This is a genomic window from Paenibacillus lignilyticus, assembly GCF_017942085.1.
GTDB classification, from domain to species: Bacteria; Bacillota; Bacilli; order Paenibacillales; family Paenibacillaceae; genus Paenibacillus_Z; species Paenibacillus_Z lignilyticus.
On sequence record NZ_JAGKSP010000025.1, the window covers coordinates 34,274 to 50,102 of the forward strand.

The following is a 15,829-nucleotide window of genomic DNA, read 5'->3' on the forward strand; positions in this document are numbered from 1 at the left end:
AAATTATTTACCTAAACAGAACTGCGAGAAAATTTGATCGATAAGCGAATCGGATACCGAATCACCTATTAATTCGCCTAACTGCTCCCAAGCGGTACGCACATCAATTTGCACAATATCAATCGGTATCCCGATATCTGTCGCTTCCATGGCATCTACAAGCGACTGGCGGGCATGGCCGAGCAGCGTAATATGTCGAACATTGCTGACATAAGTCAAATCCGCGGACTCCAGCTCACCGCCGAAGAACATACGTTTAATGACATCCTCCAGCGTTTCAAGCCCCTGTTCGTGAAGAACCGACAAACGAACAATTTGCTCGGGGGAGAATATCGCTTCAACCTCAGAGGTGTTCATCACGACAGGTAAATCCGTCTTATTCAGTAATACTACAACCGGCCGATTTCGAAACTGCTCCATCAGCAGCCGGTCATCCGGATGCAGCTCTTCATTCACGTTCAGCACGAACAAGATCAAATCCGCTTCCTCAAGCGCTGAGCGCGAGCGTTCCACTCCGATCCGTTCCACCACATCCGCAGTTTCGCGAATACCGGCCGTATCAAGCAATCGCAGCGGAATGCCGCCAAGTGTCACGTACTCTTCAATAACATCACGCGTTGTGCCCGGAATGTCCGTGACAATCGCTTTGTTTTCCTGTACCAGCGCATTAAGCAGCGAAGATTTGCCGACATTGGGCCGGCCCACAATTGCCGTCATAATGCCTTCTCTTAATATCTTGCCTTCGCTTGCCGTTTTTAACAATCGATCGATTTCGGCGCATGCCTCACCGCAGCGTTCACGGATATAATCGCTCGTCATGGAAGCCACGTCATGCTCCGGATAGTCGATATTCACTTCAATATGCGCAAGCAGCTCGATCAGATTGTGACGAAGCGCTTTAACCTTCTTCGACAGCATCCCTTCGGCCTGCTTCATCGCAACCGAGAATGCGCGGTCCGACTTCGAGCGGATCAGATCAATGACCGCCTCCGCCTGCGTCAAATCGATTCTCCCATTCAGGAACGCACGCTTCGTAAATTCGCCGGGCTCTGCAATCCGAACGTCCCCGGAACGAAGCAGCAGCTCCAGGACGCGTTTAACCGCCACAACACCGCCGTGCGTGCTAAGTTCAACGACATCTTCTGACGTAAACGAACGCGGACCCCTCATAATCGTCAGCAAAATCTCTTCTACGACTTCGCCGCTGATGGGATCCACGATATGCCCATAATGGACGGTATGCGAATCAGCCGTGACAATATTCGATTTGGATCGGAAACATTTTGCACTTTCGGCAATTGCCTCTGGTCCACTTACCCGTATAACGGCAATGCCGCCCTCTCCGACAGCAGTCGAAATGGCGGCAATCGTGTCTTGAATCATCATGTTATTTTCCCTCATATTTAAAAAAATGAGCAATGACCATTAAAGAGCCATTGCTGAAAAAGAGCTGTATGCTTCTACTTGAGCGTAATCACGACACGGCGATTTGGTTCATCGCCTTTGCTAAATGTTTTAACCTTGGCGTGGTTCTGTAATTGCGAATGAATGATCTTCCGCTCGTGCGGGGACATCGGCTCCAGTACAACTTCTTTGCGTGTACGGATAACATGTCCCGCCAGCCGATCGGATAAATCCTCAAGCGTCTTCCGGCGACGCTCGCGAAAATCTTCCGCATCAAGCACAATGCGAAGATGGCTGTTGGAATAACGGTTGGCCACAATGTTGACCAGGTATTGCAAAGCGTCAAGCGTTTGGCCTCTACGCCCGATCAGCATGCCAAGATCGCCGCTTCCCGATAACGCGAGGGTTAAACCGTCTTTTGAATCGTTACGAGCAATCGTAATGTCAAGCCCCATCGTTCTTGCCACTTCGGTGATGAATCGTTCCGTTTCAAGGAGCGGATCTTTGGCTGCCGCCGCACTAACCGATGGCGTCTTCACTTGCTCGACCACTGGTACAAGCACGAGCTCCACTTTCGCAGCTCGCGCACCGATCAAGCCGAATAAACCTTTGGACGGTTTCTCGAGAACAGTTACATTAACGCGATCCGCTGACACTTGCAATTCCGTTAAACCATTTTGTACAGCATCTTCGATCGTTTTGCCCGATGCTACGATTTTCTTCATTTCGCAGGTACACTCTCCTTGCCCTTAGGTGAGTTGCGTACATATAGGAAATAGTTTTGCACAATGGTGTAGATATTGCTGAATACCCAGTAAAGCGGCAATGCAGCCGGGAAAGACAACGCCATAACGAAGATCAATACCGGGAAAATCATCATAATCCCTTGCATCGCCGGCATTGTTTTCTGTTGCGACGACATCATCTTGGATTGAATGAACGTAGTGATGGCAGCCAAGATTGGCAGCACATAAGTATGGTCCTTCTCTCCAAGCTCCAGCCACAGGAATGTATGCTCACGAATGTTTTCATTCATATAAATCGCATTGTAAAGCGCAATGAAAATCGGCATTTGCACGAGCAGAGGCAGACAGCCGGCAAGCGGGTTAACTTTATGCTGTTGGAACAGCTTCATTGTTTCTTCCTGCTGCTTTTGAGGGTTGTCCTTGTGCTTCTCTTTCAATTTCGCAAGCTCCGGCTGCAATGCCTGCATGGCCTTCGAGCTGCGGTATTGTTTAATCGTAAGCGGTAGAATCAACGTTCTGACGATGATAACCATTAGCAAGATCGCAATGCCATACTCGCCGCCAAACCATTTGGCAAAAGTTTCGAGTACTAATGAGAAATAATACACTACGTTTCTCTGCCAGAAGTTACCGTGTTCCAGGTCAGTCATTGATACCGTGTGAGTAGCCGATGAACAGCCGCTCAGGAAAAGCATGACCGCAATTAATGCAATTGCCGTCAGCCATGTTCGTTTCGAAATACGGGACAACATGTAAATCTCCTCTCTGCATACCGATAGCGTAAGGTCCGAAAAACAAGGACCAGTTGCATTTTCATATTCACGTAAACTATATCACATTTTATGGCACAAAGAAACAAGCCTCCTGCTCACATAAAAGCGATTACACACCTTACCGTGGAGTCTTTAGAAGACCTGCTCGTTTCAATACGTGAAGCATGCTTTTTTCAAGTTCCTTCAGCTCCAGACCAACCGCCGGCTTCCTCACAATAACGATCAGATCCAGCTGCCCGGTTATACGGTCCTTCTGCCCTCGGACAATTTCCTTCACAAGACGCCGCATTCGATTGCGAACGACGGCATTCCCGATCTTCTTGCTCGCCGATACACCAAGCCGTAATGGATCCGCCTGCAGCTGGCGCGACCAATAAACGACAAATTGGCTGTTTGCGAATGATTTGCCGTTCCGATAAATCCGGCTGAAATCTTCGCGGTTACGCAATCGCAATTTTCTTTGCACGGGTACACCTTCACCGGACCTTTATTTATATATCTGTAGGAAAAAGGGCTCTCGCCCACATAACTCTCCTAAGATCATCATGTGACCAATCGTCTCTCCCTCATTATAAGGAAGCCCACATTACGTTCTTCTTCCTCTATTCTTGCCGTAAAAAAGAAAAAAAGACCACGTAATGTGGTCTTAAGGTTTACGCGCTCAATACTTTTCTTCCACGTTGACGGCGGGCGCTTAGCACTTTACGTCCGTTTGCGGAAGCCATGCGTTTACGGAAACCATGAACTTTCTTGCGTTTGCTAACGTTCGGTCTGAATGTCGGTCTCATTATCAATGCACCTCCTATACCTTACTCAAATCTCCATTACTATTTCTATCGTCTGGCGCGATTAGCGATCATCAGTTTTTTCTAAGCGTGAACAGCTGCGCAGCCGAGATAGCCAAACCACGAGCGTCCATCGGTGAAAAAACGCCTTTTTCAATTAAACCATGCAGGGGCCCAAAAGTCAACCAGAAACAGCTGTGGGAAGAGTCTCCAACGCCAGGCTGTGGATAAAAGTATAAACAGGGCCATTAGATTGATAATTTAATAACATGTGGATGAATTTATCGGAGATTCCCGTATTATGTCGAATTGGTAACAAGATATAAACAATATCTAGTGTTGTCGATAACTATTATACACAACCTATAGAATTTGTGGATAAAATCGGCGGAATCGTTGAATATCAAGGGTTATTTTGCTATGATGAATATGTTTTCCGTGTGGATGACTCCAACTCCCCCTCAACATTATCAACACCCTGTGGATAACAATGTGAACAACATTCATCCCCTTTTGATAATTTTTATGCACCCATCCTTAATAATGTGGATGAAATTGATCAGAATGCCCGATGTTTCGACATCAATAGCACGACCGCGCCGTTTTCGGTGAATTGGATAAGGAGTGACAATCTGTGGATAGCCATACGCACGAAATGTGGCAACAGGTGCTGTCGATCATTCAAACGAAGCTCAGCAAGCCAAGTTTCGACACTTGGTTCAAAGCGACTAAGGCTTCGTTTAGTGGTGATTCTACTGTCATTGTGACAGCGCCGACGACTTTTGCGGCCGAATGGCTCGAGAGCCGGTATACAAAGCTTGTGCGGACCACACTGCAGGAATTTATGGGGCGCCAATATGACATTAAATTTGTCATTGAAGAGAATAAGCCGCCTGAGCCCGCAGAAATCCAACCAATCATAATGCCAACCGTGCATGTCGGGCCGGAAGAGCCCTACACGCATATGCTTAACCCCAAATATATGTTCGACACATTCGTCATCGGCGCCAATAATCGCTTTGCCCATGCCGCTTCTTTAGCTGTGGCCGAAGCACCGGCGAAGGCTTACAATCCTCTGTTCCTATACGGCGGCGTCGGACTGGGCAAGACGCATTTAATGCATGCGATCGGGCATTATATTTTGGAACATAACCCGAATACAAGGGTTCTATATTTATCCTCCGAGAAATTTACGAATGAGTTCATCAATGCCATTCGGGACAACAAAGGCGAGAGCTTCCGCAACAAATACCGAAACATTGACGTGCTGCTCATTGATGATATACAGTTCCTGGCCGGCAAAGAACAAACGCAAGAAGAGTTCTTCCATACCTTTAATGCGCTGCATGAGGAACGTAAGCAAATCGTCATTTCGAGTGACCGGCCGCCCAAAGAAATTCCAACCCTGGAGGAACGGCTTCGTTCCCGGTTTGAATGGGGCTTAATAACGGATATTCAGCCGCCGGACCTCGAGACGCGAATCGCGATTCTGCGGAAGAAAGCGAAAGCGGAGAACCTGGACATCCCGAACGAAGCTATGGTCTACATCGCCAGCCAGATCGATACGAATATTCGCGAGCTGGAAGGCGCATTAATCCGCGTCGTAGCCTATTCATCGCTCATTAATGAAGACATCTCGTCCCATTTGGCGGCCGAAGCGCTTAAAGATATTATTCCATCAAGCCGGCCAAAAATGATTACGATGCAGGATATCCAGCAAAAAGTTGGGGAGCTGTACGGACTCAAGCTGGAGGAGTTTAAAGCGCGCAAGCGTACGAAGGCAGTTGCGTTCCCAAGGCAAATTGCGATGTATCTGTCCCGAGAATTAACGGACTACTCGCTGCCTAAGATCGGGGAAGCGTTCGGCGGACGTGACCATACAACCGTCATCCACGCGCACGAGAAAATTACGCAGCAGCTGAAAGTGGATTCGGAGCTCTACAAAATCGTTCAAACGTTAACGGATAAAATTAAAAATCACACGTAAATACGAAGACTGTGGATATAGCCCAAAAAGTTATACACTTCTTCAACATTTCATCAGCAAGCCTATGCACACGCTATACACATGTGGATAGGCTTGCTTTATCCGTGTTTGAACCACTTATCCACATATCCAGCGCCCCTACTACGACTTCTACTAATATTTATTAATAAACATCATCAAATATAGGTGACAACGCAGCCTCCTCATTCGCCGCCTTGATCCCTGCAATTTAGGAGTGACATTCATGAAATTAACCATTCGAAAAGATCAATTGAACGACGCGATCCAACAAGTTTCCAAAGCAACTTCCAGCAGACCGGCTATTCCCATTCTCGGCGGTATCAAAATCGACGTTACTCACCAAGGTGTAACACTTACCGCCAGCGATACCGATATTTCGATTCAAAGCTTTATTCCCGTTGAGAACGGTGAATTTGTCATTGCTAAAGTACAGAAACCGGGCAGCGTTGTTTTGCCGGCTAAGTTTTTTGTTGAAATCGTAAAGAAGCTGCCGTCCGACGATCTCGAAATCGAAGTGAAAGAACATCACCAAACGATGATTCGATCCGGTTCGACGGATATCCAAATGGTTGGCCTTGATCCCGAAGAATTCCCGATTCTTCCGACAATCGAACAAAGCGAGAATATCTCCGTTCCGGGTGACCTGCTGAAATCGATGATCCGCCAGACGGTTTTCGCTGCTTCTACCAGCGAACAAACGCCGATTTTGACCGGAGCGCTCTGGAATTTACAAGAAGGCCAGCTGAAATTCGTGGCAACGGACCGCCATCGTCTGGCTAGCCGCACAGCTGTTGTTGAAACGCCGGAGAACTACCGTTTTTCCAATATTGTTATTTCAGGAAAGACATTAAACGAGTTATCCAAGCTCGTTCCGGACGATCATACACATGTGGATATCGTTGTGGCGGATAACCAAGTGCTGTTCAAAGTGGGTAACGTATTGTTCTACTCGCGTATTTTGGACGGGACTTACCCGGACACTTCTAAAATTATTCCGCAGCAGTTCAAAACAGAACTCGTTCTTCACACAAAAAAATTGACGGATGCGATCGATCGCGCGTATTTGATGTCGCGTGAAGAGAAAACCAACATTGTTCGCCTCATTTCGGACGAGGACGGCACAATTGAAATTTCCTCGAGCTCCACGGAACTCGGTCGCGTTACGGAGAAACTCGATGCCAAAGAAATGAACGGTGAGCAGCTTCGCATCGCCTTTAACTCCAAATATATGCTTGATGCCCTGAAAGTTATCGATAGCGAGTATTTGTTTATCGGATTTAACGGCGCGATGAGCCCGATCATCATTAAGCCGACTGACCATCCGCACAGCCTGCACCTCATCTTGCCATACCGGACGACAGGCTAAAAAAGGAGAATGAAACGATGAAAGAAATAGGAATTTCGACAGAATATATTGCACTCGGACAGTTTCTTAAGCTGTCTGACTGCATTGACTCCGGCGGTGCAGCCAAATTCTTCTTGCAGGAGAACGAGGTACTGATCAACGGGGAGCCGGACGACCGTCGCGGCCGCAAATTGTACACCGGCGATAAGATTGACGTGAAAGGGTTCGGCAGCTTTACGATCGTGAAACGGTAATGCAGCGAGCAACGCGGCTTGTCAGCAGTAACCGGGGGGCATTCAAGTGCGATTAACATCCATTCAATTGCAGCATTATCGCAATTACGAGCAAATTGAACTTGCGACTGACAGTCAGGTTAACTTGTTTGTCGGTCGCAATGCGCAAGGTAAAACCAACCTGCTGGAAGCGATTTTCGTGCTGGCTCTGACGAAGTCTCACCGTACGAGCAAGGACAAAGAGCTAGTCGGCTGGCAATCTTCTGAAGCGCGGATCCGGGGTGTAGTGGAGAAACGATATGGTCCGCTCACGCTGGATCTTTCTTTGTCTCCTCAGGGGAAGAAAGCGAAGATAAACGGCCTGGAGCAGCGCAAACTTAGCGAGTTTGTCGGATCGCTCAATGTCGTCATGTTCGCTCCCGAGGATTTGGAAATCGTAAAGGGCACGCCGGGCATCCGAAGACGATTTCTGGATATGGAAATCGGCCAGGTTCAGCCTGGTTATTTGCATGCACTGGGTCAATACAGCAAAGTGCTTGTGCAGCGCAATAATTACTTGAAAACAGCATCGCCCGGCAACGCCAATCAGGCCATGATGGATGTCTGGAATATGCAGCTTGCAGAGTACGGTGTTAAAATTGTGAAAAAAAGGCAAAACTTCATAGAGAAGCTTCAGAAGTGGGCACAGCAGATTCATGCAGGCATAACAGCCGGCGCAGAAGAGCTGACAATCGTTTATCGCCCCTCGTTCGAAAGTGACCCAACCGAAGATGAATCTATATTATTTGAGCAATTTATGATAAAGTTAACACAGGTAAAGGATCAGGAGCTTCGTCGCGGTATGACGCTCGTTGGTCCTCATCGTGATGACATGGCCTTTTTTATAAACGGCAAAGAAGCCTCTGTATATGGGTCACAGGGCCAACAGCGAACGACAGCTTTATCGCTGAAATTAGCCGAGATTGAACTTATCCATGAAGAAATCGGCGAGTACCCTTTGCTGCTGCTCGATGATGTTTTATCCGAGCTGGACCAGCACCGGCAAACGCAGCTTATAGAAACTTTTCAAAGTAAAGTGCAGACCTTTATTACGACGACCGGGCTTGAAAGCGTCAATATCAGCAAGCTCCATGATTCCCGCGTGTACCAGGTGAAGGACGGTCATGTCGAACAGTAAGCCTTAAGGCGTTGCCTATGAGAGGTGGAGGCTATGTACATTCATTTGGGCGGAGAAAAAATTATTCGTGCTACGGAACTCGTAGCTATATTTGATATCTCAATCGAGCAGTCCTCCAAGCTGTCCAAGCAATTCGTCGCACAGGCTCGGAAGCGAAAAGACGTTGAAGTTATAGGAGAAGAAGAAGCGAAATCCATTGTAGTGACCGAGCATAAGATCTACTATTCGCCGATTTCATCCTCAACGCTGAAGAAACGATCGCACCATTTTGCGACCAACTAGGGTCGTACAACGGGAATTGATATTGCAGCATTAGATGCGGCAAGAGTAGTTGAGAGGAGCAGTGAAATTGAGCATGTCGTCGAATCAGCATACGTATGATGAAAGTCAGATTCAGGTGCTTGAAGGATTAGAGGCGGTACGTAAACGCCCCGGTATGTATATAGGCTCTACCAGTGGCAAAGGGCTTCACCATCTCGTATGGGAAGTCGTCGACAATAGTATTGACGAAGCGCTGGCCGGCTATTGCACACGCATAGAAGTCATAATTCATGAAGATAACAGTATTACTGTCATCGACAACGGCCGCGGTATTCCGGTCGGTGAAAACGTGAAACTGAAGAAATCGACACTTGAAGTGGTTATGACGGTCCTTCATGCAGGCGGTAAGTTTGGCGGCGAGGGCTACAAGGTATCCGGCGGTTTGCATGGCGTTGGTATTTCCGTCGTGAATGCATTGTCCGAGCATGTAGACGTAACCGTTAAGCGGGAAGGCCATATCCATAGACAAGAATATCGTCGCGGCGTACCGCAGTATGATCTCAAAGTAATCGGTGATACCGAAGAAACAGGGACAACGACTCGCTTCAAACCGGATCCGGAGATTTTTACGGAGACATTGATTTATGAGTATGAGGTGCTTCAATCCCGTATTCGCGAGCTGGCGTTTTTGAATAAAGGCATTGAAATTGCGCTGCTTGATGAGCGGACAGGCGCAAGCAACACGTACAAATACGAAGGCGGGATTAACGAATTCGTCAAGTATTTGAACCGTAATCGTGAAGCATTGCATGAGCAGCCGATCTACGTGGAAGGCAACAAGGACAACATCCACGTGGAAGTAGCCTTGCAGTATAACGATAGCTATACCGAGAACATTTACTCGTTCGCTAACAATATCAACACGCATGAGGGCGGAACGCATGAGTCCGGCTTCAAGAGCGCGCTGACACGTATTATTAACGAGTATTCCCGTAAAATGAACGCGATCAAAGAAAGCGACTCCAATCTGTCGGGTGACGATGTTCGTGAAGGTTTGACGGCGATTATTTCCGTTAAGATTCCGGAGCCTCAGTTTGAAGGGCAAACGAAAACCAAGCTTGGCAACAGCGAAGTGCGGGGGATTGTCGAATCCTTCTTCGCGGAGAAGTTCCAAGAGTTCTTGAATGAGAATCCGGCTGTTTCGAAGAAAATCATCGAGAAGGGCCTTCAAGCTGCACGTGCGCGTGAAGCAGCTCGTAAAGCCCGTGAGTTAACCCGTCGTAAGAGCGCGCTGGAAGTGAGTGCACTACCGGGTAAATTGGCGGATTGCTCCTCGAAGGATGCTTCGATCAGTGAAATCTATATCGTAGAGGGTGACTCTGCGGGCGGATCGGCTAAACAAGGCCGTGATCGTCATTACCAAGCCATTTTGCCGCTGCGGGGTAAAATTTTGAACGTCGAGCGCGCGCGTCTGGACCGTATTTTATCCAATACGGAAATTCGCGCAATCATTACGGCGCTAGGTACGAGCATTGCCGATGATTTCGATATCTCCAAAGCTCGTTATCACAAAGTCATCATCATGACCGATGCTGACGTCGACGGCGCACATATTCGTACGCTGCTGCTCACCTTCTTCTTCCGCTACATGCGCAAAATTATCGAGGCCGGCTTTATTTACATCGCACAGCCGCCGCTCTTTAAGATCGAACGCAATAAAGTCATTCGTTATGCGCAAAGCGAGAAAGAACGGGATGCCATCATCAGCGAATTCGGTGAAGGCGCTAAAGTCAATGTACAGCGTTATAAAGGTCTCGGAGAGATGAACGCATCGCAGCTGTGGGAGACAACTATGGATCCGGAAAGCCGCACGATGCTTCAAGTTACAATCGAGGATGCCATTGAGGCTGACAATATTTTCGAAACCCTTATGGGTGATAACGTCGAACCGCGCCGTGAATTCATTCAAGAATTTGCGAAGTACGTGAAGAATCTCGATGTATAGAGCGTTAACAAAACAAACAACAAGCCGTCCGGCGATTCGGGCGGCTTGTGTTATTTCTTTTTGCGATTATTTGCTGCGTGGTAGCGGTAAATGCGGCGGAAGATATCTTTATCCGGCAGTTTTCGGAAGATATATGGATCAGGCATCGTGTTGACCTCAAGGATCCAAGGCCTAAAAGATTGATCAATGGCCAGATCCAGACCAATCTCTTTGATCCTCTTATACGAAGTCTCCATTTGCTGGGCAGTGATAACCCCTAGTTCAGCCAGCCATTCTTGATAGCTGGCAATCTGCGCGATAGAAAGATGGGATCGCATTAGCTTCTCAAAAGGCATCGCAGTGCCGCCATTATGACAGTTGGTTACGATTCTAGAGGGATCGCTGACTCTGCCGATGACACCGGTTGTTACCCATTGCTGCTTCAAGTTGCGCTGAACCATGACGCGGACATCGAATCTTCTTTTGTCATAAGTAAGTAAATGAATGCCCTGCTGAATCAAATATTTGCGGCCTTGAATGACTTGCCCGAGAGATTGAGCCATCGACTCAAACGAAGAAAATCGCTGAAGTTTGGTCCCTAGTTGATAGGTGTACGTATTATCGGCCGTTTTCTCCACCCGGATGACGCCGTTGCCGAATGTGCCGTGATCGGGTTTTACATAAACCATTTCAAATTCATTAAGCATCTGCTCAAGCTCAGATGTGCTCCACACTTGTGTTACCGGAATACGCTGACGCAATTCGTCGGAATGCAGCAGCACTTTTGTTTTCTCCCATTTGCTTCTAACGCGTTGTATGGCCAACAAGGTCCCGCCTTCCAGTGGGATAGTAGGTGGTGCAGGAAAGCCCAGCCTGCAGGAGACAGGGGTTGAAAACGATGTTATAATAGGGATAATGCCTATTTTTGCTTCTACGCAAGAAGGCTCTAATAATCGCACTTTGATTCCCTTTTAGATTATGGCGGAGAACGGTGCAAGGAGTGGGCGAATGCCTACGTTTGCTAAAGTTTGTAGTCAGGTGGATGCCTGGAGCAACTTTATTGCCGCCAAACGTTTAAGGTTGGCTGGATTGAGAAAAAACTATAATGGATTCTAGTATTCTGTTATACGAATTATCCCTGCTTTCGTGATGCGAAGAACACTGTAATCGCATTCGAAGGCTCATGTTGATGTTATAAGCAACCCTAGGAGGTCAACGATGGCGGAAGAGAACAATCTGCAAGTAAGGGATCGCGATATCGGTACTGAGATGCGCGAATCGTTTATGGATTATGCAATGAGTATCATCGTTAGCCGCGCACTTCCGGATGTACGAGACGGACTGAAACCGGTTCACCGTCGGATTCTCTTTGCCATGTCCGAGCTTGGCATGTCTCCGGACAAGCCGTACAAGAAGTCGGCCAGAATCGTCGGCGAAGTAATCGGTAAGTATCATCCGCATGGCGACTCAGCCGTTTACGAGACCATGGTCCGGATGGCGCAAGATTTCTCACTGCGTTATATGCTTATCGACGGTCATGGTAACTTTGGTTCCATTGACGGTGATATGGCTGCAGCTATGCGTTACACAGAGGCGCGTTTGTCCAAGATCGCGATGGAAATGCTTCGCGATATCAATAAAGAAACGGTCGATTACATTCCGAACTATGACGGCGAAGAGCATGAGCCGAAAGTACTTCCTGCCCGTTTCCCGAATCTCTTGGTGAACGGTTTGACAGGGATCGCGGTAGGTATGGCTACCAACATTCCGCCGCATAACTTGACTGAAGTTATCAATGGCGTACAAGCGCTTATTCAGAACCCCGATATCACTCCAATCGAGCTGATGGACTATATCAAAGGTCCTGACTTCCCAACTGCCGGGTTCGTAATGGGACGCGAAGGGATGCGCCAAGCCTATACAACAGGCCGCGGATCCGTCACCATGCGTGCACGCGCAACAATCGAGGAGAATGGCGGTAAAGCGCGGATCATCGTGCACGAACTGCCTTACCAGGTTGTTAAAGCAAGACTTGTCGAGAAAATCGCAGAGCTTGTCCGCGAGAAGAAAATCGAGGGCATTACCGATCTGCGCGATGAGTCGGACCGTAACGGTATGCGTGTCGTCATTGAGCTTCGCCGCGATGTGACGCCTACAGTTGTATTGAACAATTTATACAAGCAAACGCAGATGCAGATGAACTTCGGCTTCAACATGCTTGCCCTTGTTAAAGGCGAGCCGCGTACACTCAACCTGCGTGATATTTTGTATTACTATTTAGAGCATCAAATTGAAGTCATCCGCCGTCGCACGGAGTTTGACCTGAAGAAAGCGGAAGCTCGCGCTCACATTCTGGAAGGCTTGCGTATTGCACTTGATAACCTGGATGAAGTCATCAAGTTGATTCGTGCGTCGCAAACAACGGAAGAAGCAAGAGAAGGCTTGATTTCGCGCTTTAGCTTAAGCCTCGATCAAGCACAAGCCATTCTCGACATGCGTTTGCAGCGTCTGACAGGACTCGAGCGCGACAAGATCGAAGCCGAGTATGCTGAGCTGCTTCGCAAAATTGCGGAATTCAAAGCGATTCTTGCTGATGAGCAGCTTGTTCTGCAAATCATCAACGAGGAACTTGAAGAAGTGAAAGAGAAATTCGGCGATGAGCGTCGTACGGAGCTAATGGCAAGCGAAGATGAGATCTTGGATGAAGATCTGATTCCGCGCGAAGATGTCATTATCTCGGTTACTCACTCCGGTTATGTGAAGCGTCTGCCGGTTACAACTTACCGCAGCCAGAAGCGCGGCGGCAAAGGCGTTATCGGAATGGATACGAAGGATACCGACTTTGTCGAGCATCTGTTTGTATCCAACACGCATCACTTCCTTCTCTTCTTTACGAATAAGGGAAAAGTGTACCGCCTGAAGGCTTATGAGATTCCGGATCTCAGCCGTACAGCTCGTGGGACACCGATCATAAACCTGATTCAAATCGAGCAAGGAGAAACCGTTAATGCGGTTATCCCGGTTGAATCGTTCGAGCCGGATCGTTTCTTGTTCTTTGCAACGAAACAAGGCATCGTGAAGAAGACACCTCTTGATGACTATTCGAACATCCGTAAAGTTGGACTTATCGCGATTAACCTGCGCGATGACGATGATCTGATTGGCGTGAAGCTGACGGACGGAACGAAAGAAATCATAATGGGTACGAGCCAAGGGATGTCCATCCGATTCCCAGAGACGGATGTTCGTCCGATGGGACGTTCGGCGACAGGGGTTAAGGGGATTAACTCTGATGACGACGATCAGGTAATCGGTATGGATGTTGTAGAGCCGGAGAATGAGGTATTGATCGTTACAGCTAATGGTTATGGTAAACGTACTCCGGTAAGTGAGTACCGCAGCCAAAGCCGTGGCGGTAAAGGGATCAAGACGCTCAACGTAACGGAGAGAAACGGATCGATCGTCAGCTTGAAAGTCGTTCAGAACGACGAGGATCTGATGATCATGACATCCGGAGGCACGCTCATTCGTATGAGCATGGCCGGCATCTCTACAATGGGCCGTAACACGCAAGGGGTTAGACTCATCAATATTCGCGAAGATGACTCTGTTGCGACGGTTACCCGCGTGGCGCGCAACGACGAGTCAGACAACAATGATGAAGAGTTAGAGGGCGAGGAAACAGAAGGAACGTCCTCCACTGAAGAATAGACATAAACGAGAAAGATAATCGCAGGCATCGTGGAGGAGAGCTATGGGGACAGTAGCGATTTCGCAAGTAAAGCTTGGGGACAAAATTGCACAAGACGTTCTCACCCCGCTTGGCAGTGTGCTTTTGCATAAAGGTAAAGTGGTAACTCCGCGCGAGTACGATATCTTGCATGCATTCCTTGTACCTACTGTCTGCATCGATGCGCCAGGGGACAAGAAGGAAGCAGAGGAAGCAGCACAAGACAAGAATGTAGAATCAGGCAAAGAGAGCTCGGTCAAATCGGGATTGATGGAGCAGTATGACTTAACGGTTGTGCTGCTCAAGAAAGTGTTCAATCAGATGATGAGCGGAATGGCTTTGCCGATTCTTGATTTGCGTAATCAGCTGGAAGCGCTGCTGTCTTATAGTCATGACTATAAGATGATGACCTTCTCTCCGCAGAATGTCCCGAATGAGGATTACTTGTTTCACAAAAGCGTCATGTCAGCATTAAGCTGCTACATGCTGGCTCAGTGGAATAACCTCCCCAAGAAGGACTGGATGCAGTCGGCGTTCGCAGGGCTGCTTCATGATATCGGCAACGCTAAGATAGACCGCAACATCCTCAATAAACCGACGAAGCTGACGGCTGAGGAAGTCGAGGATATGAAACGGCATACTGTTCTTGGCTATCAGTTGCTCAAGAACGCTGCAGCGATCAATGAAGGTGTAAAGCTGGCAGCACTCCAGCATCATGAACGGTATGACGGGAGCGGTTATCCACTTGGTATCGGGTCGGAGAAAATCCATCCTTATGCAAAGTTTGTAGCGATCTCGGATATCTTCAATGCCATGACGATGAAACGCGCTTACCGTAAAGCGACTTCGCCTTATTTAGTGCTTGAACAGCTGCTGCAGGACTCATTTGGTAAGCTGGATCCTGCCTACGTACGGATCTTTATTGATAAGGCGACTCAGTTTAACAATGGAACAGTCGTACGATTGAATGATGATCGTGTCGGTGAGATTGTTTTCTCAGACCGGAACCATCCGACAAGGCCTTGGGTATCTGTATCCGGAACGATCGTCAATCTCATTACCGAACGACAGCTGTATATAGAAGAAGTAATGTCGAGAAACAATCAATAAGATGATTTTAAAATAAAGGTTGACCTGATTTGTCGAACTGTGTTATATTACTCCTTGCCGCTTTTGAGGCAAAGAAATATAACGCAGTTTTTTATTTGAAAGAATAAAAAAAGCTTGCAATGAAGTAAGCGAATGTGATATATTATTCAAGTCGCCGCTGAGACATGGGCGCATAAAACACGAAGTATTTGTTCTTTGAAAACTGAACAATGAGCGACCAGTCAAATGGTCATAAATCGCGAAACGAACGTTTCGCAAAGCTAGTTTTTTGAA

General features: G+C 47.8%; 15 protein-coding genes. 8 read left to right on the forward strand and 7 right to left on the reverse strand.

Features of this window, described 5'->3' with window-relative positions; all coding sequences use genetic code 11:
* Nucleotides 1-3: 3 nt before the first annotated feature.
* The 5 genes from mnmE to rpmH form a co-directional block, all read right to left on the reverse strand.
* A complete protein-coding gene (mnmE, locus tag I8J30_RS29845) occupies nt 4-1,383 on the reverse strand; it encodes a tRNA uridine-5-carboxymethylaminomethyl(34) synthesis GTPase MnmE (protein WP_210664087.1) in 1,380 nt (459 codons plus the stop codon).
* 77 nt (nt 1,384-1,460) lie between these two features.
* The gene (jag, locus tag I8J30_RS29850) at nt 1,461-2,129 is read right to left on the reverse strand and encodes an RNA-binding cell elongation regulator Jag/EloR (protein ID WP_210664076.1); all 669 of its coding nucleotides are present in this window, start codon (nt 2,127-2,129) and stop codon (nt 1,461-1,463) included.
* Nucleotides 2,126-2,902 carry a YidC/Oxa1 family membrane protein insertase gene (locus tag I8J30_RS29855; RefSeq protein ID WP_091224662.1) on the reverse strand — a complete coding sequence of 259 codons (777 nt, stop codon included), beginning with the start codon at nt 2,900-2,902 and terminating at the stop codon, nt 2,126-2,128. The genes jag and I8J30_RS29855 overlap by 4 nt, the downstream gene beginning before the upstream one ends.
* 139 nt (nt 2,903-3,041) lie before the next feature.
* On the reverse strand, nt 3,042-3,389 hold the full coding sequence (gene rnpA / locus I8J30_RS29860; RefSeq protein ID WP_210664077.1) for a ribonuclease P protein component: 348 nt from the start codon (nt 3,387-3,389) through the stop codon (nt 3,042-3,044).
* Nucleotides 3,390-3,576: 187 nt separating this feature from the next.
* Nucleotides 3,577-3,711 carry a 50S ribosomal protein L34 gene (rpmH, locus tag I8J30_RS29865; protein ID WP_090574515.1) on the reverse strand — a complete coding sequence of 45 codons (135 nt, stop codon included), beginning with the start codon at nt 3,709-3,711 and terminating at the stop codon, nt 3,577-3,579.
* Nucleotides 3,712-4,342: 631 nt separating this feature from the next.
* Between rpmH and dnaA the strand changes: the two genes are divergently transcribed.
* The 6 genes from dnaA to gyrB all read left to right on the forward strand — a co-directional run bounded on the left by dnaA (nt 4,343) and on the right by gyrB (nt 10,737).
* Nucleotides 4,343-5,695 carry a chromosomal replication initiator protein DnaA gene (gene dnaA / locus I8J30_RS29870; protein WP_091224660.1) on the forward strand — a complete coding sequence of 451 codons (1,353 nt, stop codon included), beginning with the start codon at nt 4,343-4,345 and terminating at the stop codon, nt 5,693-5,695.
* A gap of 244 nt (nt 5,696-5,939) precedes the next feature.
* Nucleotides 5,940-7,082, forward strand: coding sequence for a DNA polymerase III subunit beta (dnaN, locus tag I8J30_RS29875; protein WP_210664078.1), 1,143 nt, complete (start codon nt 5,940-5,942; stop codon nt 7,080-7,082).
* A 17-nt stretch (nt 7,083-7,099) separates the two neighbouring features.
* The gene (gene yaaA, locus I8J30_RS29880) at nt 7,100-7,315 is read left to right on the forward strand and encodes a S4 domain-containing protein YaaA (RefSeq protein WP_090980644.1); all 216 of its coding nucleotides are present in this window, start codon (nt 7,100-7,102) and stop codon (nt 7,313-7,315) included.
* 46 nt (nt 7,316-7,361) lie between these two features.
* Nucleotides 7,362-8,471 (forward strand): DNA replication/repair protein RecF, encoded by a 1,110-nt coding sequence (recF, locus tag I8J30_RS29885; protein ID WP_210664079.1) that lies wholly within the window; start codon nt 7,362-7,364, stop codon nt 8,469-8,471.
* 33 nt (nt 8,472-8,504) lie between these two features.
* A complete protein-coding gene (remB, locus tag I8J30_RS29890; RefSeq protein WP_090980648.1) occupies nt 8,505-8,753 on the forward strand; it encodes an extracellular matrix regulator RemB in 249 nt (82 codons plus the stop codon).
* Between the two features lie 73 nt (nt 8,754-8,826).
* Nucleotides 8,827-10,737 carry a DNA topoisomerase (ATP-hydrolyzing) subunit B gene (gyrB, locus tag I8J30_RS29895; RefSeq protein WP_210664080.1) on the forward strand — a complete coding sequence of 637 codons (1,911 nt, stop codon included), beginning with the start codon at nt 8,827-8,829 and terminating at the stop codon, nt 10,735-10,737.
* A 50-nt stretch (nt 10,738-10,787) separates the two neighbouring features.
* Here gyrB and I8J30_RS29900 read toward each other — a convergent pair whose 3' ends face one another.
* Complete coding sequence (locus tag I8J30_RS29900) at nt 10,788-11,540, reverse strand: YheC/YheD family protein (RefSeq protein ID WP_210664081.1); 753 nt, start codon at nt 11,538-11,540, stop codon at nt 10,788-10,790.
* Between the two features lie 394 nt (nt 11,541-11,934).
* Between I8J30_RS29900 and gyrA the strand changes: the two genes are divergently transcribed.
* Nucleotides 11,935-14,427, forward strand: a complete 2,493-nt coding sequence (gyrA, locus tag I8J30_RS29905) for a DNA gyrase subunit A (RefSeq protein ID WP_210664082.1) — start codon at nt 11,935-11,937, stop codon at nt 14,425-14,427.
* 43 nt (nt 14,428-14,470) lie between these two features.
* Nucleotides 14,471-15,556: an HD-GYP domain-containing protein gene (locus tag I8J30_RS29910; protein ID WP_210664083.1), complete on the forward strand. Its 1,086-nt coding sequence runs from the start codon at nt 14,471-14,473 to the stop codon at nt 15,554-15,556.
* 42 nt (nt 15,557-15,598) lie between these two features.
* Here I8J30_RS29910 and I8J30_RS29915 read toward each other — a convergent pair.
* Nucleotides 15,599-15,829, reverse strand: a 231-nt coding sequence (locus I8J30_RS29915) for a hypothetical protein (RefSeq protein ID WP_210664084.1), incomplete at its 5' end; no start/stop codon positions are given.